Origin of the sequence: Burkholderia sp. 4M9327F10, from assembly GCF_005503145.1 — a bacterium.
Lineage (GTDB): Bacteria > Pseudomonadota > Gammaproteobacteria > Burkholderiales > Burkholderiaceae > Paraburkholderia.
In genome coordinates, this window is record NZ_SCNV01000021.1 from 1 (window position 1) to 22,396 (window position 22,396).

Consider the following 22,396-nt stretch of genomic DNA (forward strand, 5'->3'; position numbering starts at 1 on the left):
TTTAGATTTTTTATACTTCTGTTGTTCATTTCTATGTTTGTCTCTCTATTTAGTCTTTGTTATTCTCACGTTTCATGGTCATGGTGTTTTCTGTTTTGTTTGATTTAATATCCGGGTGATCTCCTGGATCTTAACGTAAGAAGTCGTCGGCAGCGTCAGATGTCTATAAGAAACAGACCCCCAGCCGCCCCTCACCGCCGCCGAAACCTTCCGTCTATAATCGTCCGTGGCTAATAAAGAAATGGTCGTTGCCGTCACGCTGTACCGCTCACAATACCCACGGGAGACGAGACAAGCATGAGCGAAGCACCAAATAATCACGAAGCCCCAATCAAAACCCCCGCACAGCTCGTTGCCGCGATCATTGCCGGTTTTGCCGTCCCGGTCATCATCATCGTCCTGCTCGCGGTCTACGCGGACAACTGGACCCGCACCGGCGCCGGTACCGACAGCCTCTCCGACGCCGAAGTTAGCGCCCGCATCGCGCCGCTCGCCCAGGTCGACATTCGCGACGCCAACGCGCCGCGCGTCTACAAGACCGGCGAGGAAGTCTACAAGGCGGTCTGCTCGGCCTGTCACGCCACCGGCGCGGCCGGCGCACCCAAATTCACCAATTCCGCCGACTGGGCGCCGCGCATCGCGCAAGGTTTCGACACGCTCTTGCACACGGCTTTGACCGGCAAGGGTGCGATGCCCGCGCGCGGCGGCACCAGCCCGGACGACTATAGCGACTACGAAATTGCCCGCGCCGTCGTCTACATGGCAAACAATTCAGGCGCCAGCTTTGCCGAGCCGCCGGCGCCGAGCGCGACGCAAGCTGCGTCAAGCGCTGCCGCAGCGGCGGCACCCGCATCCGGCGCCACTGCCGATGCAGGCGCGGCAGCGGCATCCCAGGCAGCGGCGGCGCTGGCCTCGATCGCCAGCGCCCCGGCAGCCGCGCCCAGCGGCGGCGCCACCCAGAGCGCAGACGCGTCGCAGGCCGGCAAGGCGCTGTACCAGCAGGTCTGTCAGGCGTGCCACGCCGCCGGCGTGCTGAATGCGCCGAAGTTCGGCGACAAGGATGCGTGGGCGCCGCGTCTCAAGGATCCGATGGATACGATTTACAACTACGCCCTCCACGGCAAGGGTGCGATGCCGCCTAAAGGCGGATCGAACGCATCCGATGCAGACGTGAAGGCGGCTGTTGACTACATGGTCAGCGCGGCAAAATAAGCGGGTAACGCACCGGGTTCAGCCCCACCGCCAGCGCGAAACGGCTGGCGCCCCGAACGGGAAAAGACGGGAAAAGAAAATCCCTGCAACGTGATAACCACACGCGCAGGGATTTTTTACATTCAAGCGCTGCTCGACGACACGAAAGGCGCCGCGGGCATGGCGGGCTCAGCGAAATCACGCACAAAACCGAGCGCCGGTATCGTCCCGGCCAACGCTTCGAAATGCTTACGCAGTTCAACAGGCGCAAGCCACGGATAACTCAGGCCCTCCTGCAAAGCCGCAAGCAAGCCACCATCGGGATCCGGCACCACATCCATCCGCGCAATGTGGATGTGAAAAGCACTAACAAGCGTTGCCTCTGCAGTCGCCTCAGCCGAACCGAAAGTCCACCGGTACACCCCGTGCCCCACGCGCAACGCCTGCCTGGCCGGTTCGCGCATCACCACGAGCCACGGCAACGCTTCGATTTCATCCTCCACCACCGCCAGCGAATCGCACACATAGTAGGTCCGGCACTGCGCATACTGCGCCCCGAAATCGCTGACCAACGTCCTGGCGATCGCCGCCGTCCCCATCGTGCGGGCCGGGAACGCAATATTCGAGGTTGCCAACGAAAAGGTGAGAACCGCATCGGGCGCGAACACTTCGGCGATGCGCTCGGCACGCGTGTTGTCCTTCGCGTCGATATACGTTTCGAGCGCGCTGCGGTAGCGCGCGAGCGGCAAAGTGGTCATGCGTGCGGATCTCGGTTAAGCGGACCGCGCCACTGTAGCGCGCCACCACCCGGCCAGCGTCGATGAACCTCCCGCGAGCGGGGTCTTACCGCAACGCACCGCGCGCACCTCGCGGCCGCACCGCAGCCCCCACTCAAGGCTTCTGCAACAACGCCTTCAAGCTAGCCAACCGGTCCTTCGGCGACATCGGCGCTTCTTCCGCAGTCGGCGGCGGCGCCTCATCCAGGCCCATCTCGGGAATAAACCGCGACGGCTCGCACACCACCGTCTCCCGCGCGCGCTTGCGCTTCTTGCACCAGTTCAGATGCAAGCTGCGCTGCGCCCGCGTGATCGCCACATACATCAGGCGGCGTTCTTCCTCGATGCGTGCGTCGTCGATCGGCGCGTCGTCCGAGCCGCCGCGGTGCGGCATGATGCCTTCCTCGACGCCTACCAGAAACACGTGCGGATACTCGAGTCCCTTCGACGCATGCACGGTGGAAAGCCGCACGGCGTCCGGGTCTTCCTCTTTGCCTTCGAGCATCGACATCAGCGCCACCGTCTGGATCAGGCCCAGCAGGTTCTTGCCGGTATCCGCGAGACCGTCGGCGTTGTCGTAGCCGGTGGCTTCGCTGCCCGCTTCAGGCTCGGGCTTGGTGCCCTTGCGTTTCAGCCACTCGATAAACTCCAGCACGTTCTGCCATTTCGACTGCGCCTGACGCTCGTCGAATGCATCGTAAAGGTAGGCCTCGTAGTGGATCGCGTCCATCAGGTCGTTGAGCACCTCGCTGGCCGGGTCATTCTCCGCGCGGTCGGTGAGGCGCTGCATAAAATCGCAGAAGGTGCGCAGCGGCTCGACCTGACGCGCGGACAGCCGCGCCTCGATACCGCCCATATACACCGCCTCGAACAGCGACACCTTCGCCTGGCCCGCGAACGACCCCAGCGCTTCGAGCGTCGTATTGCCCACCCCGCGCCGCGGCGTGGTGATGGCGCGAATAAACGCAGGATCGTCGTCGGCATTGGCGATCAGGCGCAGATACGCGCAGATATCCTTGATCTCAGCCTTGTCGAAGAACGATTGGCCGCCCGACAGCACATACGGAATCCGCTCGCGCCGCAGCACCTGTTCGAAGATGCGCGCCTGGAAATTGCCGCGATAAAGAATCGCGTAGTCGCGAAACTGAGCACGCCGCTCGAACTTGTGCGCCGACAAGCGGAACACCACGGACTCGGCTTCGTGTTCTTCGTCGTTGCAGCCCGTCACGGTGATCGTGTCGCCCATGCCGTGTTCGGACCACAGCTTCTTCTCGAACAGTTTCGGGTTGTTGGCGATCACGTTGTTGGCGGCAGTGAGAATGCGCACCGTCGAGCGGTAGTTCTGCTCCAGCTTAACCAGATGCAGCTTCGGAAAATCCTTGCCGAGCTGCGCGAGGTTTTCCAGCGTCGCGCCGCGCCAGCCGTAGATGGCCTGGTCGTCGTCGCCCACCGCCGTGAACGCGGCGCGCGGCCCCGCCAGCAGCTTCAGCAGCTCGTACTGGCACGCGTTGGTGTCCTGATACTCGTCGATCAGCAGATAGCGCAGCTTGTTCTGCCAGCGCTCGCGCACCTGCTCGTTGCGGGCGAAAAGCTCGGCGGGCAGACGGATCAGATCGTCGAAATCCACCGCCTGATACGCGTGCAGCGTGGCCACGTAGTTGCGGTAGACGATCGCCGCCTGATGCTCGTCCTCGTTGGCCGCAATCGCTATCGCCTCTTCCGGCATGATCAGGCCGTTCTTCCACAGCGAGATGATCGACTGGATCTTGCGGATGAAGCCTTTGTCCGTCGAACCGACCTGTTCCTGGATCATGCCGAAGCAGTCGTCCGAATCCATGATCGAGAACTGCGGTTTCAGGCCGACGTGCTCCGCCTCCTGACGCAAAATCTGCACGCCGAGCGAGTGGAAGGTACACACCGTCAACTGATTAACAGGGACCTTGCGGCCCTCCTTGCCGGGCGTCGTCAGCGTCTTGCCTTCGAGCAGCTTGCCGACGCGCTCGCGCATTTCCGCCGCCGCCTTGTTCGTGAAGGTGACGGCCGCAATATGGCGCGGCTCGAAGCCTTTGACTTCGATCAGGTGCGCAATCTTCTGCGTAATCACGCGCGTCTTGCCGCTGCCTGCGCCGGCGAGCACAAGACAGGGACCATCGAGATAGCGCACCGCTTCGTTTTGAGCGGGATTCAGGCCTGCAGACATCGTGTGTGGGCGGGGGTGTGACGGTTGAGGGCGCGGTGCGGTGCTGAGGTGGACCTGCCGGCCAATCCGTCCCGCGCGAGAGCAGCGATGTTAACACGAAGACCTCGACGAAGACCTCGACCGGCCCGTGACACGTGGCCACCCGCGCCCCTCCCGCGCGCGGCGTGCCACAATGACAAGCCTCGCGCCGCCGCCGCGGTGGCAAAGCGGCGCGTCTTCTTGCAGGAAACTCACATGTCTGCACCGCTCAAAACAGGATTGATGGGTTACGGTTTCGCCGGCGTCACCTTCCACGCGCCGGTCATCGAACACAGCGGCCGGGCCACCGTCGCCGCGATTGCGACGAGCAAGGGTGAGCAGGCCCGCGCCGACTATCCGCGCGCCGCCGTCGTGCCGGACCTCGACGCCCTGCTCGCGCTCGACGATATCCAGTGCGTGGTGATTGCCACGCCGAACGACACCCACTTTGACCTCGCCAAACGCACGCTCGAAGCCGGCAAGCATGTGGTGGTCGACAAGCCGGTCACGCTGACGGCCACGGAAGCGCTTACGCTCGCCAACCTGGCGCTGGCACGCGGCCTCACCTTTGCGCCGTTTCACAACCGCCGCTGGGACGGTGACTTCCTCACCGTGCGCGACCTGCTGGCGAGCGGCGAACTGGGCCGCATCACGCACTACGAATCGCACTTCGACCGCTTCCGTCCCGATGTGCGGCCACGCTGGCGCGAGGAAGCGTCGCGCGGCGGCGGCCTGCTGTTCGATCTCGGGCCGCATCTGATCGACCAGGCGCTGGCACTGTTCGGCACACCGGCCACCGTGTCGGCCACCGTCAAGACGCATCGCGACGGCGGCGGCGCGCCCGACTATGTGCATCTGCAACTCGGCTATGCCGATCTCGAAGTCGTCCTGCACGCGAGCGCCCTCACCGCGCTGGCGCCGCCGCGCTTCGCTATCGACGGCACGCACGGCAGCTACGTCAAGCGTGAGCTCGACACCCAGGAAGATCAGTTGAAAGCCGGTCTGCGCCCCGGTGACGCCGGTTTCGCGGGCGGCAACGCAGCGGGCCTGCTGCGGGTGCTCGACAGCGCGGGGAAGGAAGTCGAGCGTGAGCTGCCGACTCGCGACGGCGACTATGTCGGTTTCTACCGCGCGCTCGCGGCCACCATCCTCGATGGCGAGCGTTTCCCGGTCAGCCCGCAGGACGCCGTCGACGTCATGACGATCATCGAACTGGCGGCACGCAGCGAGGTGGAAGGCCGCCGTTTGCCGTTCGAACGAATCCGCTAGGATTGCCGCCCAAATCAGCACAAATCACGGCTTACACGACGGCAACCGCTGCTAACAGTTCCGAAAGGTACGCTCCGTTACAATATATTGCTGAATTTAGGTCATCGGGTAGCAGGGCTTGGCCGTTGCTACCCGATATCGATCTGACCATCGATCAAAAAGATGACGACAAGGAGAGTGGGTATGCAACGTTTCATCCGTGCGCTGGCTGGTTTGGCGCTGGTTTCTTCGCTGGCCGCTTGCGTGGTCGCGCCGCCTCCCCCGGCGCCGCACCCTGACCAGCACGAAATCGCTATTGAGCGCCTGAATCAGGTTTACGGCCGTATCGATAACCTGAGCCATCGCATCGACAATCACGTCAACCAAGGCTACTACCCGCCGCCGCAAGGTGGCGCACTGCATCACCGCCTCGACGTGATCCGTCAGGAAGCGCATGACATGGCGGCGCAGCATGGCGGCGGCCTGTCCGGCGACGAACAGCGCGTGCTGAACCAGGAACTCGACGGCGCAGCTCACGCTATCGGCGAATAAGTCTCTCACTGCAATCTGCTGTGAAAGCACCGGCGCGGGGGTCATTCCCCGCGCTTTTTTTTGGCGCGAGCCGCACGCACCGGGCCGCCGCGCCACTCTCCGAAGCCTTCATTTGACAAGCCTGTGGGCCTCGCGTACATTCGCCGCACGCGTCGGGAGAGCGCGCTGGCCGCATGTTTTTCGCAGGCCGCGCCGCCGAAGGGGCACACCCGCAAACTCTCAGGCAAAAGGACCGACCGCGTCGAAGAACCCGTCTGATTCCGGCATGGTCCGGGCTTTCATCAGGCACCGGTTTTTCGCACTCTGGAGAGCGGCAGTAGCCACCGGTATCGAGCATCGTCGAACCAGGCAGGCTGCCCACCGAAGGGGCGCGCGTTTCACCGTGACGGCTTGCAACAGCTTGCAAACCCGCACGGCAGCGCAATCTCTCAGGTATCGAGGACAGAGGGGTCATGCATGGCATCGCTCGCAGGCATTCTTGCCGCGAGGGATCAAGCCGCATGGCCTTTTTGTTATCCGTCGAGATTGCCTGAGGCCCTGATGACCGAACTCAAACACACCCCGCTTAACGCCACCCATCGCGAGCTGAAGGCCCGCATGGTCGATTTCGGCGGCTGGGACATGCCCGTCAATTACGGTTCGCAAATCGACGAACACCACGCCGTGCGCACCGACGCCGGTATGTTCGACGTCTCGCACATGTGCGTGGTCGACTTCACCGGCGAGCGCGTGCGCGCCTTCTTCGAACACGCCATTGCCAACAACGTCGGCAAGCTGCAAACCCCGGGCCGCGCGCTCTATTCCTGCCTGCTGAACCCGAATGGCGGCGTGATCGACGATCTGATCGTCTATTACTTCAGCGAGACGCACTTCCGCCTCGTGGTCAACGCCGGCACCGCCGAGAAAGACGTGGCCTGGTTCGGCAAGCTCAACACCGAAGGCAGCTACGGCCTGAGCATCACGCCGCGCCGCGATCTGTCGATTGTCGCCGTGCAGGGTCCGAACGCCCGCGAAAAGGTCTGGCAAGTCGCACCCTCCTCGCGCACCTCCACCGAAGCCCTCAAGCCGTTTAACGCCGCCATCGTCGAGAACACGCCGTTTGGCGAATTGATGATTGCGCGCACTGGCTACACCGGCGAAGACGGTTTCGAAATCGTGCTGCCCGCCACCTCCGTCTGCGAGTTCTGGGACGCGCTGGTGCGCCAGGGCGTGCGCCCGGCCGGTCTCGGTGCGCGCGACACGCTGCGCCTCGAAGCCGGCATGAACCTGTACGGTCAGGACATGGACGACGACGTCTCGCCGCTCGACGCCGGCCTCGCCTGGACCGTGGACCTGACCTCGCCGCGCGACTTCGTCGGCAAGGCGAAGCTCGAAGCCGACGGTAGCCGCTCCGCCTTCGTCGGACTGATCCTGCAAAAGGAAAACGGCAAGGCCGGCGGCGTGCTGCGCGCCCATCAGAAGGTCGTCACGCCGCACGGCGATGGTGAAATCACCAGCGGCACGTTCTCGCCGACCATGCAGGAATCCATTGCCTTCGCACGCGTGCCGAAGGACGTGAAACCCGGCGATATCGTTCACGTGCAAATCCGTGATAAAGCCCTTCCCGCAAGCGTGGTAAAACTGCCGTTCGTGCGCAACGGCAAGGTGCTTGCTGCTTAAGCGGCTGTCGCGTGCGTCCCCCGAACTTTTAAATCATTACCGAACACCGCATAGGAGCATCCGATGAGCATCCCGGCCGATCTGAAATACACCGAATCGCACGAATGGGTCCGCACCGAAGCGGACGGCACGCTGACGGTCGGCATTACCGACCACGCGCAAGAAGCGCTCGGCGACATCGTCTTCTTCGAAGTCCAGGAACTGGGTAAGACCGTCAGCGCCGGCGACACCGTCGCGGTCATCGAATCCGTGAAAGCCGCCTCCGATATCTACGCACCGGTCTCGGGCGAAATCATCGAAGCGAACACGGCCGTTGCCGATACCCCGGACGCCGTCAACACCACGCCGTATGAAAGCTGGCTGTTCAAGATCAAGCCGGCAGCAGGCGCCACGCATGACCGCCTGATCGACGCCGACGCGTACAGCAAGTCCATCGGCGCGTGAGCATTTAAAACTCGTATCAACCGTCAGGTGCGGCGTCCCATGAACGCGGACGGCCGCACCGCCAGGAACACCCCATGAAGCTCGAACACCCGGATCGTCTGATGAACCGCACTCCTCTCTCGCTCGCCGCGCTCGAAGTGCATGACGCCTTCGCCGAACGGCACATCGGCCCGGATTCGGCCGACCAGCAGGCCATGCTCGAAGCCCTCGGCTTCGCGTCGCGCGCCGCGCTGATCGACGCCGTGATTCCGAAGACGATCCGCCGCAGCGAAACGCTGCCCCTTGGCCCCTTCGCGCAACCGAAGAGCGAGGCCGAAGCGCTCGCCGCGCTGCGTGAGCTGGCGGACAAGAACCAGGTGTTCCGCTCATATATCGGGCAGGGTTACTACAACGCGCACACCCCGACGGTGATCCTGCGCAACGTACTCGAAAACCCGGCGTGGTACACGGCTTACACGCCGTATCAGCCGGAAATCTCGCAAGGCCGTCTCGAAGCGCTGCTGAACTTCCAGCAGATGATCATCGACCTGACCGGCCTCGCCATCTCCAACGCATCGCTGCTCGACGAGGCCACCGCCGCCGCCGAAGCGATGACGCTGCTGCAGCGCGTGGGCAAGCCGAAGTCGAACATCTTCTACGTGGCCGACGACGTGCTGCCGCAAACCATCGAAGTGGTGAAAACGCGCGCCACGCCGGTCGGCATCGAAGTGAAGGTCGGGCCGGCGGCGGAAGCTGCCGGTGCGAATGCGTTCGGCGTGCTGCTGCAGTATCCGGGCGTGAACGGCGATGTGCGCGACTACCGCGCGCTGGCTGAGGCGATCCACGCTGCGGGCGGCCATGTGGTCGCCGCCGCCGATCTGCTTGCGCTGACCATGCTCACGCCGCCGGGCGAATGGGGTGCGGACGTGGCCATCGGCAATACGCAGCGTTTCGGCGTGCCGGTCGGTTTCGGCGGCCCGCACGCGGCGTACCTCGCCGTGCGCGACGAATTCAAGCGGCAAATGCCGGGGCGCCTGGTCGGCGTCACCGTCGATGCGCAAGGCAAGCCCGCCCTGCGTCTCGCGCTGCAAACGCGCGAACAGCACATCCGCCGCGAAAAGGCGACCTCGAACGTATGTACCGCGCAAGCGCTGCTCGCGATCATGGCCAGCATGTACGCGGTCTATCACGGCCCGCACGGCCTGAAGACGATTGCCCAGCGCGTGAACCGCATCGCTGCGCTGCTCGCAGCGGGTGCGAAAAAGCTCGGCTACACGCTCGTCAACGAAACTTTCTTCGACACGCTCACGTTCGAAACCGGCGCCCGCACCCAGGCGCTGCATGACGCCGCCACCGCCAAGCGCATCAACCTGCGCCGCGTGAGCGACACGCGCGTCGGCATCTCGATTGACGAAACCACCAAGCGCAGCGATCTGGCCGATCTGCTCGCGGCATTCGCGCAGGCAGCGTTCGTCGACGAAGCGCCGCAAATCGATGCACTCGACGCCGAACTGCCGGTGGAAAGCACCGTGCCGGCCGCGCTCGAACGCACCAGCGCGTACCTGACGCACCATGTGTTCAACCGTCATCATTCGGAAACGGAAATGCTGCGCTACCTGCGCAGCCTCTCCGACAAGGACCTGGCGCTCGACCGCTCGATGATCCCGCTCGGCTCCTGCACGATGAAGCTGAACGCGACCTCGGAAATGCTGCCGGTCACGTGGCCCGAGTTCGGGCAGATTCACCCGTTCGCACCGGCTGAACAAACGGTCGGCTACCGTGAAATGATCGACCAGCTCGAACAGATGCTGGTGGCGGCAACCGGTTACGCGGCGGTCTCGCTGCAGCCGAACGCCGGCTCGCAAGGCGAATACGCGGGTCTCTTGATCATCCACGCTTACCACGCCTCGCGCGGCGAAGGCCATCGCAATGTCTGCCTGATTCCCGCTTCGGCGCACGGCACGAACCCGGCATCGGCACAGATGGCCGGCATGCAGGTGGTCGTCGTGGCCTGCGATGCGCAGGGCAACGTCGATATCGAAGACCTGAAGGCGAAGGCCGCGCAGCACGCGGACAAGCTGGCCGCCATCATGATCACGTACCCGTCGACGCACGGCGTGTTCGAGGCGAACGTGCGCGAGATCTGCGAAATCGTGCATGCGCACGGCGGCCAGGTGTATGTGGACGGCGCGAACATGAACGCGATGGTCGGCCTCTGCGCACCGGGGCAGTTCGGCGGCGACGTCTCGCACCTGAACCTGCACAAGACGTTCTGCATTCCGCACGGCGGTGGCGGCCCGGGCGTCGGCCCGGTCGCAGTGGGCGCGCACCTCGCGAAGTTCCTGCCGAACCAGGTTTCGTCGGGCTACGAGCGCACGCCGGCCGGCATCGGCGCAGTGTCCGCCGCGCCTTACGGCTCCGCTTCGATCCTGCCGATCTCGTGGATGTACATCGCGATGATGGGCGCGAAGAACCTCACCGCAGCCACGGAAACCGCGATCCTCAACGCCAACTACGTCGCCAACAAGCTCGCGCCGCACTACCCGGTGCTGTACTCGGGCCCGGGCGGACTGGTCGCGCACGAGTGCATTCTCGATCTGCGCCCGATCAAGGAAACCAGCGGCATCACCGTCGACGACGTCGCCAAGCGCCTCGCCGACTACGGCTTCCACGCGCCGACCATGAGCTTCCCGGTGCCGGGCACGCTGATGGTCGAGCCGACCGAATCGGAATCGAAGGAAGAACTCGACCGCTTCATTGAGGCGATGATTGCGATCCGCGAGGAAATCCGCGCCGTCGAGGAAGGCCGCTCGGACCGCGAAGACAACCCGCTCAAGCACGCGCCGCACACCGCGGCCGTGGTGATCGCGGACGACTGGAAGCACGCGTATGCGCGTGAAACGGCGGCGTACCCGCTGCCGTCGCTGATTGCAAGGAAATATTGGCCGCCTGTCGGCCGTGCGGACAACGTGTATGGCGACCGCAACCTGTTCTGCTCCTGCGTGCCGATCGCGGATTACGCGTAACGCCGCCGCAGTAGCTGTCCTGAACCGCACACCGCCTTACGGCGGTGTGCGGTCCTGTCGTTCGCGCCCGGGAACGGCTAACATCACACACCGAATCAGCCCAACGAAGGAGTTTCGCATGGTGCGAAAGGTGCTAATGATGGAAAGCCCGAGCTATTCACGGCGCATGCCCTGCTGGCAAGCCGCGGGTACGCCGCTCGCGACGCTGCTGCTGGTGTGCAGCGCCGCCATGCTACCGGCGCGGCAGGCCCGCGCAGCGATGAATTTTTGTGCAGCGCCCGCGCTGCAAACCAGCGAACGCACGAATGCCGATCCCGGCGTCAAGGCGCTGGTCGCCAACGTGGAAGCGCATCTGAACGAGCCGGCGCACGCCGTGGCGAAGTTGCATACCGAAGGCACGCTACCGCACGAAGGCATTTACGATCAGAGCGTCGAAGCCGAGAAAGACCTTGACCTGCTGCGCAACGCCGCGCTTGCCTGGCGCGCCACCAGCGACGACCGCTACCTGAAGCTGGTCGACCGTCTGCTGTACGCATGGGTGACCACTTACGAGCCGAGCTTCAACCCGATCGACGAAACCCGTTTCGAAGGCCTGATTCTCGCCTACGACATGACTGCGAGCGCGTTGCCGGTGAAAACGCGCAACGCAGCGATGGCGTTCCTGACGAAACTCGGAAACGGTTACATCGCGCAGATCGATGCGCAGCCGCGCCCGCTGACCGGCACGTTTCGCAACAACTGGCAGAGCCACCGGGTCAAACTGATTGCGATGGCCGCCTTCACGCTCGACAACCGCAAGATGATCAACGCGGCGCAGCGGCTGTTTGTCGAGCACATTGGCGACAACATCGAGCCGGACGGTTCGACGGTCGATTTCAAGGAACGCGATGCGCTGCATTACGTGACCTACGATCTGCAGCCGCTCGTCACGGCGGCGCTGGCGGCCCGCCGCCACAACCGCAACTGGTTGCCGGAAAAGGCCACCAACGGCGCGACGCTGGCCGCCGCGCTGAACTGGCTGACGCCGTACGCGCTGGGCACGAAGACCCACGAAGAATTTGTGCATTCGGACGTCCCGTTCGATGCAAAACGTCGCGAAGCCGGCTTGCCCGGCTATTCGGGTGAGTGGGATCCGAAGAACGCGACGGAACTGTTTCACCTGGCGGCGCGGCTCGATGGCCGCTATACGCCGATCGCGCTGCGGCTGGCGCCGACACCGCCGGCGTGGCTGGCCGTGTGCCTGCCGCTGCCGGCACGTTAAACCGATACTTTTATTAGCAGGAGCAGTAATGGCAGTCAGTGTGTTCGACCTTTTCAAAATCGGCATTGGGCCGTCCAGTTCGCATACGGTCGGGCCGATGCGCGCGGCGCTGATGTTCGTCCAGGGGCTCGAACGCGACGGACTGCTGGCGAGCACGGCTTCGGTGAAGGTGGATCTGTACGGTTCGCTCGGCGCAACCGGCAAGGGCCACGGCACCGACCGCGGCGTGATGCTCGGCCTGATGGGCGACGCACCGGATACCGTCGATCCCGATACGATCGCGCAGCGCCTGGAGGCGGTGCGCACCTCGCGCAGCCTGGCGCTGCTCGGCACGCACCCGGTGCCGTTCGTACAGAAGGATCACATTTCGTTTTATCGCCAGGCGCTCGCCGAGCATCCGAACGGGCTGAAACTCCGCGCGTTCGATGCGCAAGGCGAGACGCTGCGCGAGTCCACGTATCTTTCCGTCGGCGGCGGGTTTGTCGTGACAGCCGGTGCGCCCAATACCAAGGTGCTGAGCGCCGTCGACCAGTTGCCGCATCCGTTTCGCAGCGCCAATGAGCTGCTCGCGCTGTGCAAGGCGACCGGCAAGAGCATCGCGCAGCTGATGTGGGAAAACGAGCGCGTGTGGCATACCGAAGAAGAAACGCGCTCGGGTCTGCTGAAGATCTGGGACGTGATGCAGTCGTGTGTGGCACGCGGATGCGGCATCGGCAATCCGGATGCGGACGGTACGCTGCCTGGGCCGTTCCAGGTGAAGCGGCGCGCGCCGCAGTTGTATCGTTCGCTGTCGGGCAATCCCGAGCTGGCGTTGCGCGATCCGCTGTCGATGGTGGACTGGATCAATCTGTATGCGATCGCCGTCAATGAAGAGAACGCGGCAGGTGGACGAGTGGTGACGGCGCCGACCAACGGCGCGGCCGGGATCATTCCGGCGGTGCTGCATTACTACACGCGCTTTATGCCCGGTTCGAACCAGCAAGGCGTGATCGACTTTCTGATGACCGCAGCGGCAATCGGTATTCTGTACAAACTGAATGCGTCGATTTCAGGCGCCGAGGTGGGCTGCCAGGGCGAAGTGGGCGTGGCCTGCTCGATGGCGGCAGGCGCGCTCGCCGCGGTGATGGGCGGCACGCCGGAACAGGTCGAGAATGCCGCTGAGATCGGCATGGAACATAACCTTGGACTGACCTGCGATCCGGTGGGCGGCATGGTGCAGATTCCGTGTATCGAGCGCAATGCGATGGCGTCGGTGAAAGCGGTCAACGCAGCCCGCATGGCGCTGCGCGGCGACGGCAGTCACTACGTGTCGCTGGACTCGGTCATCAAGACCATGCGTGAAACCGGCGCGGATATGAAGACCAAGTACAAGGAAACCTCGCGCGGCGGCCTGGCGGTGAATATCGTCGAATGTTGATGTTGCAGTGACACCCGGCGCCCACTCGGCGTAAGCTGTCGAAGCCCGTCGGCCCACTGCCGGCCGACCACGCAATCGACGACCCGACTGGAGGCTTCACCGCAATGCCGCTGCCGAACGTTTCCGCTTCCGCCACCACCACTGGTGCGCGCCTTGTAGTCGACGCCCTGCTGACGCACGGTGTCGAACGTGTTTTCTGCGTACCCGGCGAGAGTTTCCTCGCCGTACTCGACTCGCTGCACGACGAGACCGAACGCATCCAGACCATCGTTTGCCGGCACGAAGCCGCAGCGGCCAATATGGCCGAAGCGGTCGGCAAGCTGACCGGCCGCCCCGGCGTGGCAATCGTCACGCGCGGCCCCGGCGCGACGCACGCCTCGATTGGCGTGCACACCGCGTTTCAGGATTCGACGCCGATGATTCTGCTGATCGGCCAGTGCGCACGCGAGCATCTGGACCGCGAGGCTTTCCAGGAAATCGACTACCGGCGCATGTTCGGCCAGATGGCGAAGTGGGTCGCACAGATCGATGACCCGCGACGCATCCCCGAATATCTGAGTCACGCGTTCCATACGGCCACCTCCGGGCGACCGGGTCCGGTCGTGCTGTCGCTGCCGGAAGATGTGCTGAGCGATGCGTGTGCCGTGGTGCCCAGCGCACCTGCGTATCACCGGGTGGCGGCATCGCCGTCGGCGGCACAGATCGATCAGCTTCGCAGCATGCTCGAAGGCGCGCAGCGCCCCATGGTAATAGCCGGCGGCAGCGGCTGGACGCCTGCCGCGTGTGCCGATCTGCAGCGCTTCGCCGAGAACTGGCAGTTGCCGGTCGGCCTCGCGTTCCGGTTTCAGGACACGCTCGACAACGAGCACCCGAACTATGCGGGTGACGTCGGCTTGGGCATCAATCCCGCGCTGGCAAAGCGCATCAACGACGCGGACCTGTTGCTCGCATTCGGGCCGCGCCTGGGCGAAGCGACGACGGGCGGCTACACGCTGCTCGACATTCCGAAGACGAAGCAGACGCTGGTTCACGTGCATCAAGGCGCCGAGGAATTGGGCCGCGTGTATGCGGCTGACCTGCCGATCGTCTCAGGCATGCCGGAACTCGCCGCACTATTGGCAGCGCTAAAACCCGCGGGGACACCCGCATGGGCCGGCAGTGCGGAAGAAGCACACCGCGCGTATCTGGACTGGCGCAAGCCGCGCCCAATCCCCGGCAACGTGCAGATGGGCGAAGTGATCCAGCAACTACGCGCGCACTTGCCCGAGGACGCCATCTTGACCAACGGCGCGGGCAACTACGCCACATGGCTGCACCGACACTTCTCGTACCGTCACTTCCGCTCGCAACTCGCACCGACCAGCGGCGCAATGGGTTACGGCGTACCGGCGGCGATTGCGGCGAAGTCGCTCTATCCGCAGCGCGCGGTAGTGGCGCTGGCCGGCGACGGCTGTTTCATGATGTCCGCCCAGGAACTGGCGACGGCGATGCAGTACGACCTGCATGTGTTGTTCATCGTCGTGAACAACAGTCACTTCGGCACGATCCGCATGCACCAGGAGCGGCACTATCCGAACCGCGTGCATGGCACGGGCCTCACCAATCCAGACTTCGCGGCGTTCGCGCGCTCGTTCGGCGCGCATGGCGAGACGGTAGAACGCACGGAAGACTTCGTGCCGGCGCTTGAGCGCTCGCTGGCGGCAAAACGCGCGGCGGTGATAGAGATTCGCATGCCGCAGGAAGCGAGCACGCCTGGCGCGACCCTGGAGCAGATTCGGGAACAGGGGCGCAAGCTGCGGGGTGAGTAGAAATAGCGGACGATGGGACGGTCTTGTTGGCAGGGACCGTCCAGTGCTCCCGACGATCCGCCGCTAGGCGGAAATCACAGACAAGGCGCTGAGTTCTCTCATTAGAGCCGGTTTGCGCGCTTCGACGACGTCAGCCTGAATCTGGTAGATGACGGACTTCAGCACTTCCGTTTGATTCATCTCGGTATCCTCAGTCAACGTCTTGATATCTTCGGCGATGCGCGGCGTCACCTTCATGGAAAGGCGCCTGCGCGCTGCGCCGCGCTGCTCCTTGAAGCGGGCCACGGCAGAACGATGCGCCTTCATCAGGCGCTCCTTGGGATATTCACCGGAAGCGAAACGATGCACGTACAAGGTCACGAGAACCTTGCGAAACTCGGTAGAACTTGCGCTATCGATCGTGTAGGCGGCGAGATCAAGCATATCGAGATAAATGGCGGGCAATTGCGCCTCGATGGATTTCACCTCTTTCAGGCGCGCTTCGCGAATAGCCGGCGTGGACTGCGCGGGAATAGCGACCACTTGATCGCATAGATCGCAGACTGAAACAAGGATGTCTTTCACCTCGCCGTTGCCGTCACTAAACGGCACATCGCGCCGGGCGAAGGTGGAATTCACGATCTGCTTGCAGCTATAACAGATCGCCTTACTCTTCTCACCTTCCTCATACAGTTTCTTGTTCATGACTCCGCTCACTGATGAACGCTGATAAACATGGTGTCTGAATCGCCAATAAAGTAGAACTTGACGTACCAGCCACCTGACACAATCACATGAACATCAACAGCATCAATTTCGTGATGCGGCGACGATGTGTGCTGCGTCCCGTCGCTTTTGACGATGATGCGTTCCACGAACAGCGGTGACACGCTTCCCATGGCAAGCAGGTTTTTGACCTCAATGTCGTGACGCGACTCATGCTGAAACCTGCCGGCCCGAAGCGCCGCGATGACCGCCAGCTTCACCTCGCTATATTTAATTGATACCGCCAAAGGCACCTCCAAATTGTACGACACCTCTCGTACGATCTGTCAACCGTGACGTGTACGAAGACCAGCCACAATTGTTGAGGACTTTTAATTGGACGGCGAGTCAGCCAAATGGCCAATCTGATGCCTAGCCGATGGGGGGCGAGTCGCGAGAAAGGTTATGCCCAACGGCGGAGCGCGAAGCGCGACGCTGGAGCGGAAGAGTGCTGTGTCACGGAGGTGGAGTGTGCGAAGACGGGTCTCGTCTTCGGACCACTCCGGCATCACAAGAGATGTGTACACCTAAGCACTAGCGGTGTGAGCCCGCTTTCTTTGCTTACTTTCTTTGCGGCGGCAAAGAAAGTAAGTGCCGCCCCGCACAGGGGCAACGCTAATAGACCACTAAGAATGCAAGGAAAGGCCAAAACAAAAAAAGAAAAGCCCCACGAGCCAGAAGACCCGCAGGGCAACAACACAACTAAGCCGCAACGCTAGAGAAGGAGAAACAACAACAAAACAAAAGCCCCCTCAAGCGCCGCAAGGCAAAACCACCCCCTTACTTCCCACCCACGCTCTGCAACGTAGTCCACTTCCCATCAACAACCTTATACAGGGTGATCCCACCATTCTTAAGATCCCCCTTAGTGTCATACTCAAGATGAGTAGTCGTCACAGCGGGCATATCCGTCTTGGCGAGGAAAGGCAGATACTTAGCCGGATCGGTAGAATTAGCCTTCTTCATGGCATCGAACATAGCCATAGCGCCATCATAGGCATACGGCGAATACGTCTGCACGTCTTCATTGAAGCGCTTCTTGTACTTGGCAACATAATCAGCGCCACCAGGCATCTGATCCAGCGGCAGGCCGGCCAAAGAGGCGACAGTACCGTTGGCCGCATCGCCAGCCAGCGAAAGGAAAGTCGGCGTATGCACCATCTCGCCGCCCATCAGCGGAGCCTTGATGCCGAGCGTCTTCATCTGCTTGACCATCGGAGCAGCTTGCGAATCCGCGCCACCGTAATAGATCAGATCCGGATTGACTGACTTCAGCTTCGTCAGAATCGACTTGAAATCAACAGCCTTGTCATTGGTGAACTCACGATCAACGATCGTCGCGCCCGATGCCTTCGCTGCCTTCTCGAACTGATCAGCCAGACCTTGGCCATAAGCCGTACGGTCATCGACGATCGCGATCTTCTTCATGCCGAGGCTCTTCACCGCGAACGTGCCGGCCACCGAACCTTGCTGCGTGTCGGACGTCATCATCCGGAACGTGGTCTTGAAGCCTTGCTGCGTGTACTCAGGCGCCGTCGCCATAGCGATTTCGGGGATGCCAGCGTTCGCGTAAATGCGCGAAGCCGGGATCGTCGTGCCCGAGTTGAAGTGGCCGAGCATGCCCTTGATGCCGTCGTCCACCAGCTTCTGCGCGACAGTCGTGCCCGTGCGCGGGTCAGCCTGGTCGTCGGCTGCGTCCAGCACGAAGCGCACCGGCTTGCCGCCGATCACCGGCTTGGTCGCGTTGATTTCTTCCACTGCCAGCGTGATGCCGTTCTGGAAGTCCTTGCCGTAGTGGGCCTGCGCGCCCGTCATCGGACCAGCAAAGCCAACCTTCACGTCTTCGACCTGCTGTGCGTGTGCTGTCCCCGCCAGTGACATCGCTGCAACGAGTGCCGCGCCTGCCAACTGCTTCATCTTGTGTTGCATAGCTTCTCCTTGGTACCAGGTGTGAGTGGAGCGGTTTCGGGGTCGCCGTACCGCTTCCGTTTTATTGAATCGACCGTTAAAGGTTCGCTCAACCGATCGTCATCAAATTCGCATTACCGCCTGCCGCCGCGGTATTCACGCTGACCGAGCGCTCCGTCAGCAGACGCTCGAGCGCATAGTCCTCTTCGCCGCTTTCCAGAGCGCGCGCCGCCACGCCCTGCACCGAAACGATCGGACCCACGCGCTTGGCCACTTCCTTCACCAGCGCGAGCAGTTCGTCGCTATCGCCTTCGAACAGCACCGCATCGAACGTCGCGTCAGCGCTCTTCTTCACGCTCGCATACTGCTTGAGCGCAGCGGGTAGCGCCGACACCAGTTGCTCGCCGGCCGCGCCTTCAAACAGCGCGCGATTGCCGGTGGCCAGCGCCGCCGCAAACTGCACGCGTGCGCCGCTCGCCGTCGACGCCACGCACAGCACCGTGCCGCGCGCGCCGAGCGTGTAAGTATTGCGCTCGCCGGTCGGACCGGGCAGCACCGCCGTCGCGCCCGCGAGGCCTTGCGACAGATAGCCGTCGCAACGCGCCGCCAGCGACGCCTGGCGCTCGCTGATCAGCCAGTCGCGCAGCGCGGTCAGCGCCGAGGACGGATTGTCGCTGTTTTCGGTCGTCTGCGGGGTATCGGCGACAAGTGCTTGGGCCAGCGTTTTCGGCAATCCAGCCGGACGCGTTGCCAGCAGACGCTGCAGATACAGCGCGCCGCCTGCCTTCGGACCTGTGCCCGAGAGACCTTCGCCGCCGAACGGTTGCACGCCGACCACCGCGCCCACCACGTTGCGGTTCACATAAATGTTGCCCACATGCGCGCGGCTGATCACGTGCGCGATCGTTTCATCGATACGCGTGTGGATGCCGAGCGTGAGGCCGTAGCCGGTCGCGCGAATCTGCTCGAGCAGCTTGTCGAGCGCGCTGCGGCGATAGCGCACCACATGCAGCACCGGGCCGAATACTTCGCGCTTCAGTTCGTCGATGCTGTCGAGCTCAATCAGCGTCGGTGGCACGAAGGTACCGGAGGTGGAGCCTTCCGGCATCGGCAGTTGCACGACCTTGCGACCCTTGTCGCGCATCGAGGCGATATGCGCGTCGATACCACGTTTCGCGTCCACATCGATCACCGGACCGACGTCGACCGACAGGCGATCCGGATTGCCCACCGCCAGCTCGCGCATCGCGCCGCTCAGCATTTCGAGCGTGCGATCCGCCACGTCGTCCTGCAGACAGAGGACGCGCAGCGCCGAGCAGCGTTGGCCGGCCGAGTCGAACGCCGAGTTCAGCACGTCCGCCACCACCTGTTCAGCGAGCGCCGACGAATCGACGATCATCGCGTTCTGGCCGCCGGTTTCGGCGATCAGCGGAATCGGCTTGCCATCGGCATCCAGGCGGCTCGCAAGCGTCTTGTTGATCAGGCGCGCGACTTCGGTCGAACCGGTGAACATCACCGCCCGCGTACGGGCGTCGGCCACCAGCGCCGCGCCGACGGTCTCGCCGTCGCCGGGCAGCAGTTGCACCGCGCCGGCCGGCACACCGGCTTCGCGCAGGATGCGCACCGCTTGCGCCGCAATCAGCGGGGTCTGTTCAGCCGGCTTCGCCAGCACCGTATTGCCGGCAGCCAATGCGGCCGCCACCTGGCCCATGAAAATCGCCAGCGGGAAATTCCACGGGCTGATGCAGACGACTGGGCCGAGCGGGCGGTGCGTGTCGTTCGAGAACTCGGTGCGAATCTGCGCCGAGTAATAACGCAGGAAGTCGATTGCTTCGCGGATTTCCGCCACTGCGTTCGGCAGCGACTTGCCCGCTTCGCGCACCACCAGACCCATCAGCGTATGCATCTGCGCTTCGAGCAGATCGGCAGCACGGGCGAGGCAATCGGCACGAGCCTCCACTGGCGTCGCTTGCCAGATCGGCGCAGCGGCCACGGCATGCGCGAGCGCGGCGCTCACGTGTTCCGGCGTGGCTTCGACGACCGTGCCGACCAGATCGCGATGATCGGCCGGGTTGCGCACGTCGCGCGAGGTGCCCACGGCGATTTCGTTATCTTCGAGCATCGGAGCCGCGCGCCACGGATGATGCGCGCTCGCCAGCAGCGCCGACGACAGCGACGCCAGCCGGTGTTCGTTCGACAGATCGAGGCCCATCGAATTGACGCGCTCTGCACCATACAGGTTGCGCGGCAATGGAATCTTCGCGTGCGGCGCGCCGAGCGGGACGACCTTCGACGCTTCATCCACCGGATCGGCGACCAGATCCTTGATCGCAACGCTTTCGTCGGCGATGCGGTTCACAAACGACGTATTCGCGCCGTTTTCCAGCAGACGCCGCACCAGATACGCGAGCAGCGTTTCGTGCGTGCCGACCGGTGCATACACGCGGCACGGCCGGTTCAGCTTGTCGCGGCCCGTGACTTCTTCATAGAGCGGCTCGCCCATGCCGTGCAGGCACTGGAACTCGTACTGGCCGGGATAGTAGTTCTGGCCGGCGAGGTGATAGATCGCCGAGAGCGTATGCGCGTTGTGCGTGGCGAACTGCGGATACACCGCGTCGGGCGCGCCGAGCAGCTTCTTCGCGCACGCGAGGTATGACACATCGGTGTAGATCTTGCGCGTATAGACCGGATAGCCTTCGAGGCCGTCCACTTGCGCACGCTTGATTTCGCTATCCCAGTACGCCCCCTTCACAAGGCGCACCATGATGCGGTGACGGCTGCGGCGCGCCAGATCGACGATGTAGTCGATCACGAACGGGCAGCGCTTCTGGTACGCCTGGACCACAAAACCAATCCCGTTCCAGCCCGCCAGTTCCGGATCGAAGCACAGCGCCTCGAGCAGATCGAGCGAGATTTCGAGGCGGTCGGCTTCTTCGGCGTCGATGTTCAGGCCAATGTCGTAGCGGCGCGCGAGAATCGCGAGCGAGCGCACGCGCGGCAGCAGCTCGTTCATCGTGCGTTCGTACTGCGAGCGCGAGTAGCGCGCGTGCAGCGCCGACAGCTTGATCGAAATGCCCGGGCCTTCGTAGATGCCGCGACCGCCGGCCGCCTTGCCAATAGCGTGGATCGCCTGCTCGTACGAGGCGTAGTAGCGCTGCGCATCGGCTTCGGTAGTGGCCGCTTCGCCGAGCATGTCGTACGAGTAGCGGAACCCGCGCGCTTCGAACTTGCGGCTATTGGCAAGCGCCTCGGAGATGTTCTCGCCGGTGACGAACTGCTCGCCCATCAGGCGCATCGCCATGTCGACGCCCTTGCGGATCAGCGGCTCGCCGCCCTTGCCGATCAGACGCGTCAACGCCGACGACAACCCCGTTTCGCTATTGGTCGTCACCAGCTTGCCGGTGATCATCAAGCCCCACGTAGCGGCATTGACGAACAGCGACGGCGCCTGGCCGACGTGCGATTTCCAGTCGCCCTTGCTGATCTTGTCGCGGATCAGCGCGTCGCGGGTGGCGCGGTCGGGAATCCGCAGCAGCGCTTCGGCGAGGCACATCAGCGCCACGCCTTCCTGGCTCGACAGCGAAAACTCGTGGATCAGCCCTTCGACGCCGCCGCCGCGGCTCTTGCCGCGCAACGTTTCGACCAGCTTGCTCGCCATCGCCTGCACGTCGTTGGCAAGGTTGGCCGGCAGGCGCGCCTGACCAAGCAGGAACGGCACGCATTCCGGCTCGGGACGACGGTAGGCCGCCGTGATCGCCGCGCGCAGCACCGATTGCGGTTGCACGTTTTGTGCGAAGTCGAGGAAGGGGTGCGAAGCGCCGTCCTCTTCAGACTCCACGCTCGCGCCGTCGGCCATATCGGCCGAGCCATGTACGCCGGACAGCTCGGCAGGCAACTGGCCGTGCTCGATACGCTCGAGATAGGCGAAGATCGCCTGCTTGATCAGCCAGTGCGGAGTGCGCTCGAGACGGGTAGCGGCATCTTTCAGCCGGGAACGCAGGAGGTCGTCGACCTTGACGCCGAGGGTGGTGCTAGCCATGTTTCCTTCTTCATATGCCAGCCAATCCGCGCCGGCCAAAGACTAAAAAGTTGGCCGAATCCTACGCCTCCCAATAAAAAGGTGCAACCATCCAGATAGCATGGTTGCACCATTGACAAAGCCTTG

15 protein-coding genes and 2 riboswitches are annotated in these 22,396 nt (G+C 63.4%); of the genes, 9 read left to right on the top strand and 6 right to left on the bottom strand.

What is annotated here, in order from left to right:
* Positions 1-297 precede the first annotated feature (297 nt).
* Positions 298-1,212 (top strand): c-type cytochrome, encoded by a 915-nt coding sequence (locus tag FFS45_RS19525; protein ID WP_137956275.1) that lies wholly within the window; start codon positions 298-300, stop codon positions 1,210-1,212.
* 122 nt (positions 1,213-1,334) lie between these two features.
* On the opposite strand, the gene FFS45_RS19530 is transcribed toward FFS45_RS19525, so the two are convergent.
* Together FFS45_RS19530 and FFS45_RS19535 are read right to left on the bottom strand one after the other, a co-directional pair.
* Positions 1,335-1,949, bottom strand: coding sequence for a hypothetical protein (locus FFS45_RS19530; RefSeq protein ID WP_137956276.1), 615 nt, complete (start codon positions 1,947-1,949; stop codon positions 1,335-1,337).
* Positions 1,950-2,082: 133 nt separating this feature from the next.
* Complete coding sequence (locus tag FFS45_RS19535; RefSeq protein WP_137956277.1) at positions 2,083-4,167, bottom strand: UvrD-helicase domain-containing protein; 2,085 nt, start codon at positions 4,165-4,167, stop codon at positions 2,083-2,085.
* A gap of 234 nt (positions 4,168-4,401) precedes the next feature.
* Between FFS45_RS19535 and FFS45_RS19540 the strand changes: the two genes are divergently transcribed.
* The 8 genes from FFS45_RS19540 to FFS45_RS19575 all read left to right on the top strand — a co-directional run bounded on the left by FFS45_RS19540 (position 4,402) and on the right by FFS45_RS19575 (position 15,579).
* Entirely contained in the window at positions 4,402-5,454 is a 1,053-nt protein-coding gene (locus tag FFS45_RS19540; RefSeq protein WP_137956278.1) for an oxidoreductase, read from the top strand.
* Between the two features lie 183 nt (positions 5,455-5,637).
* Positions 5,638-5,985 carry a hypothetical protein gene (locus FFS45_RS19545; RefSeq protein WP_137956279.1) on the top strand — a complete coding sequence of 116 codons (348 nt, stop codon included), beginning with the start codon at positions 5,638-5,640 and terminating at the stop codon, positions 5,983-5,985.
* A 143-nt stretch (positions 5,986-6,128) separates the two neighbouring features.
* A riboswitch (glycine riboswitch) is annotated at positions 6,129-6,231 on the top strand.
* A gap of 47 nt (positions 6,232-6,278) precedes the next feature.
* Positions 6,279-6,440, top strand: a riboswitch (glycine riboswitch).
* A gap of 85 nt (positions 6,441-6,525) precedes the next feature.
* A complete protein-coding gene (gcvT, locus tag FFS45_RS19550) occupies positions 6,526-7,644 on the top strand; it encodes a glycine cleavage system aminomethyltransferase GcvT (RefSeq protein WP_137956280.1) in 1,119 nt (372 codons plus the stop codon).
* Between the two features lie 63 nt (positions 7,645-7,707).
* Positions 7,708-8,088, top strand: a complete 381-nt coding sequence (gene gcvH, locus FFS45_RS19555; protein ID WP_137956281.1) for a glycine cleavage system protein GcvH — start codon at positions 7,708-7,710, stop codon at positions 8,086-8,088.
* A 74-nt stretch (positions 8,089-8,162) separates the two neighbouring features.
* A complete protein-coding gene (gene gcvP / locus FFS45_RS19560) occupies positions 8,163-11,093 on the top strand; it encodes an aminomethyl-transferring glycine dehydrogenase (protein WP_137956282.1) in 2,931 nt (976 codons plus the stop codon).
* A gap of 118 nt (positions 11,094-11,211) precedes the next feature.
* A complete protein-coding gene (locus tag FFS45_RS19565) occupies positions 11,212-12,354 on the top strand; it encodes an alginate lyase family protein (protein ID WP_137956283.1) in 1,143 nt (380 codons plus the stop codon).
* 28 nt (positions 12,355-12,382) lie between these two features.
* Positions 12,383-13,771, top strand: coding sequence for an L-serine ammonia-lyase (locus FFS45_RS19570; protein ID WP_137956284.1), 1,389 nt, complete (start codon positions 12,383-12,385; stop codon positions 13,769-13,771).
* 104 nt (positions 13,772-13,875) lie between these two features.
* Positions 13,876-15,579 carry a thiamine pyrophosphate-binding protein gene (locus tag FFS45_RS19575; RefSeq protein ID WP_137956285.1) on the top strand — a complete coding sequence of 568 codons (1,704 nt, stop codon included), beginning with the start codon at positions 13,876-13,878 and terminating at the stop codon, positions 15,577-15,579.
* Between the two features lie 63 nt (positions 15,580-15,642).
* Here FFS45_RS19575 and FFS45_RS19580 read toward each other — a convergent pair whose 3' ends face one another.
* From FFS45_RS19580 to putA, 4 genes are all read right to left on the bottom strand, one after another.
* Positions 15,643-16,263: a hypothetical protein gene (locus FFS45_RS19580; RefSeq protein WP_137956286.1), complete on the bottom strand. Its 621-nt coding sequence runs from the start codon at positions 16,261-16,263 to the stop codon at positions 15,643-15,645.
* 8 nt (positions 16,264-16,271) lie between these two features.
* On the bottom strand, positions 16,272-16,571 hold the full coding sequence (locus FFS45_RS19585; RefSeq protein ID WP_137956287.1) for a hypothetical protein: 300 nt from the start codon (positions 16,569-16,571) through the stop codon (positions 16,272-16,274).
* Positions 16,572-17,103: 532 nt separating this feature from the next.
* Positions 17,104-18,252 (bottom strand): branched-chain amino acid ABC transporter substrate-binding protein, encoded by a 1,149-nt coding sequence (locus tag FFS45_RS19595; protein ID WP_137956289.1) that lies wholly within the window; start codon positions 18,250-18,252, stop codon positions 17,104-17,106.
* A gap of 88 nt (positions 18,253-18,340) precedes the next feature.
* Positions 18,341-22,270, bottom strand: coding sequence for a trifunctional transcriptional regulator/proline dehydrogenase/L-glutamate gamma-semialdehyde dehydrogenase (gene putA / locus FFS45_RS19600; protein WP_137956290.1), 3,930 nt, complete (start codon positions 22,268-22,270; stop codon positions 18,341-18,343).
* Positions 22,271-22,396: the final 126 nt, after the last annotated feature.

Excerpts from the sequence above, each read along its gene's own strand:
- FFS45_RS19525 (WP_137956275.1), top strand. The coding sequence starts at position 298 with ATGAGCGAAGCACCAAATAATCACGAAGCCCCAATCAAAACCCCCGCA.
- gcvP (WP_137956282.1), top strand. The coding sequence starts at position 8,163 with ATGAAGCTCGAACACCCGGATCGTCTGATGAACCGCACTCCTCTCTCG.
- gcvT (WP_137956280.1), top strand. The coding sequence starts at position 6,526 with ATGACCGAACTCAAACACACCCCGCTTAACGCCACCCATCGCGAGCTG.
- gcvH (WP_137956281.1), top strand. The coding sequence starts at position 7,708 with ATGAGCATCCCGGCCGATCTGAAATACACCGAATCGCACGAATGGGTC.
- FFS45_RS19540 (WP_137956278.1), top strand. The coding sequence starts at position 4,402 with ATGTCTGCACCGCTCAAAACAGGATTGATGGGTTACGGTTTCGCCGGC.
- FFS45_RS19575 (WP_137956285.1), top strand. The coding sequence starts at position 13,876 with ATGCCGCTGCCGAACGTTTCCGCTTCCGCCACCACCACTGGTGCGCGC.
- FFS45_RS19595 (WP_137956289.1), bottom strand. The coding sequence starts at position 18,252 with ATGCAACACAAGATGAAGCAGTTGGCAGGCGCGGCACTCGTTGCAGCG.
- FFS45_RS19545 (WP_137956279.1), top strand. The coding sequence starts at position 5,638 with ATGCAACGTTTCATCCGTGCGCTGGCTGGTTTGGCGCTGGTTTCTTCG.
- FFS45_RS19580 (WP_137956286.1), bottom strand. The coding sequence starts at position 16,263 with ATGAACAAGAAACTGTATGAGGAAGGTGAGAAGAGTAAGGCGATCTGT.
- FFS45_RS19565 (WP_137956283.1), top strand. The coding sequence starts at position 11,212 with ATGGTGCGAAAGGTGCTAATGATGGAAAGCCCGAGCTATTCACGGCGC.
- FFS45_RS19530 (WP_137956276.1), bottom strand. The coding sequence starts at position 1,949 with ATGACCACTTTGCCGCTCGCGCGCTACCGCAGCGCGCTCGAAACGTAT.
- putA (WP_137956290.1), bottom strand. The coding sequence starts at position 22,270 with ATGGCTAGCACCACCCTCGGCGTCAAGGTCGACGACCTCCTGCGTTCC.
- FFS45_RS19570 (WP_137956284.1), top strand. The coding sequence starts at position 12,383 with ATGGCAGTCAGTGTGTTCGACCTTTTCAAAATCGGCATTGGGCCGTCC.
- FFS45_RS19535 (WP_137956277.1), bottom strand. The coding sequence starts at position 4,167 with ATGTCTGCAGGCCTGAATCCCGCTCAAAACGAAGCGGTGCGCTATCTC.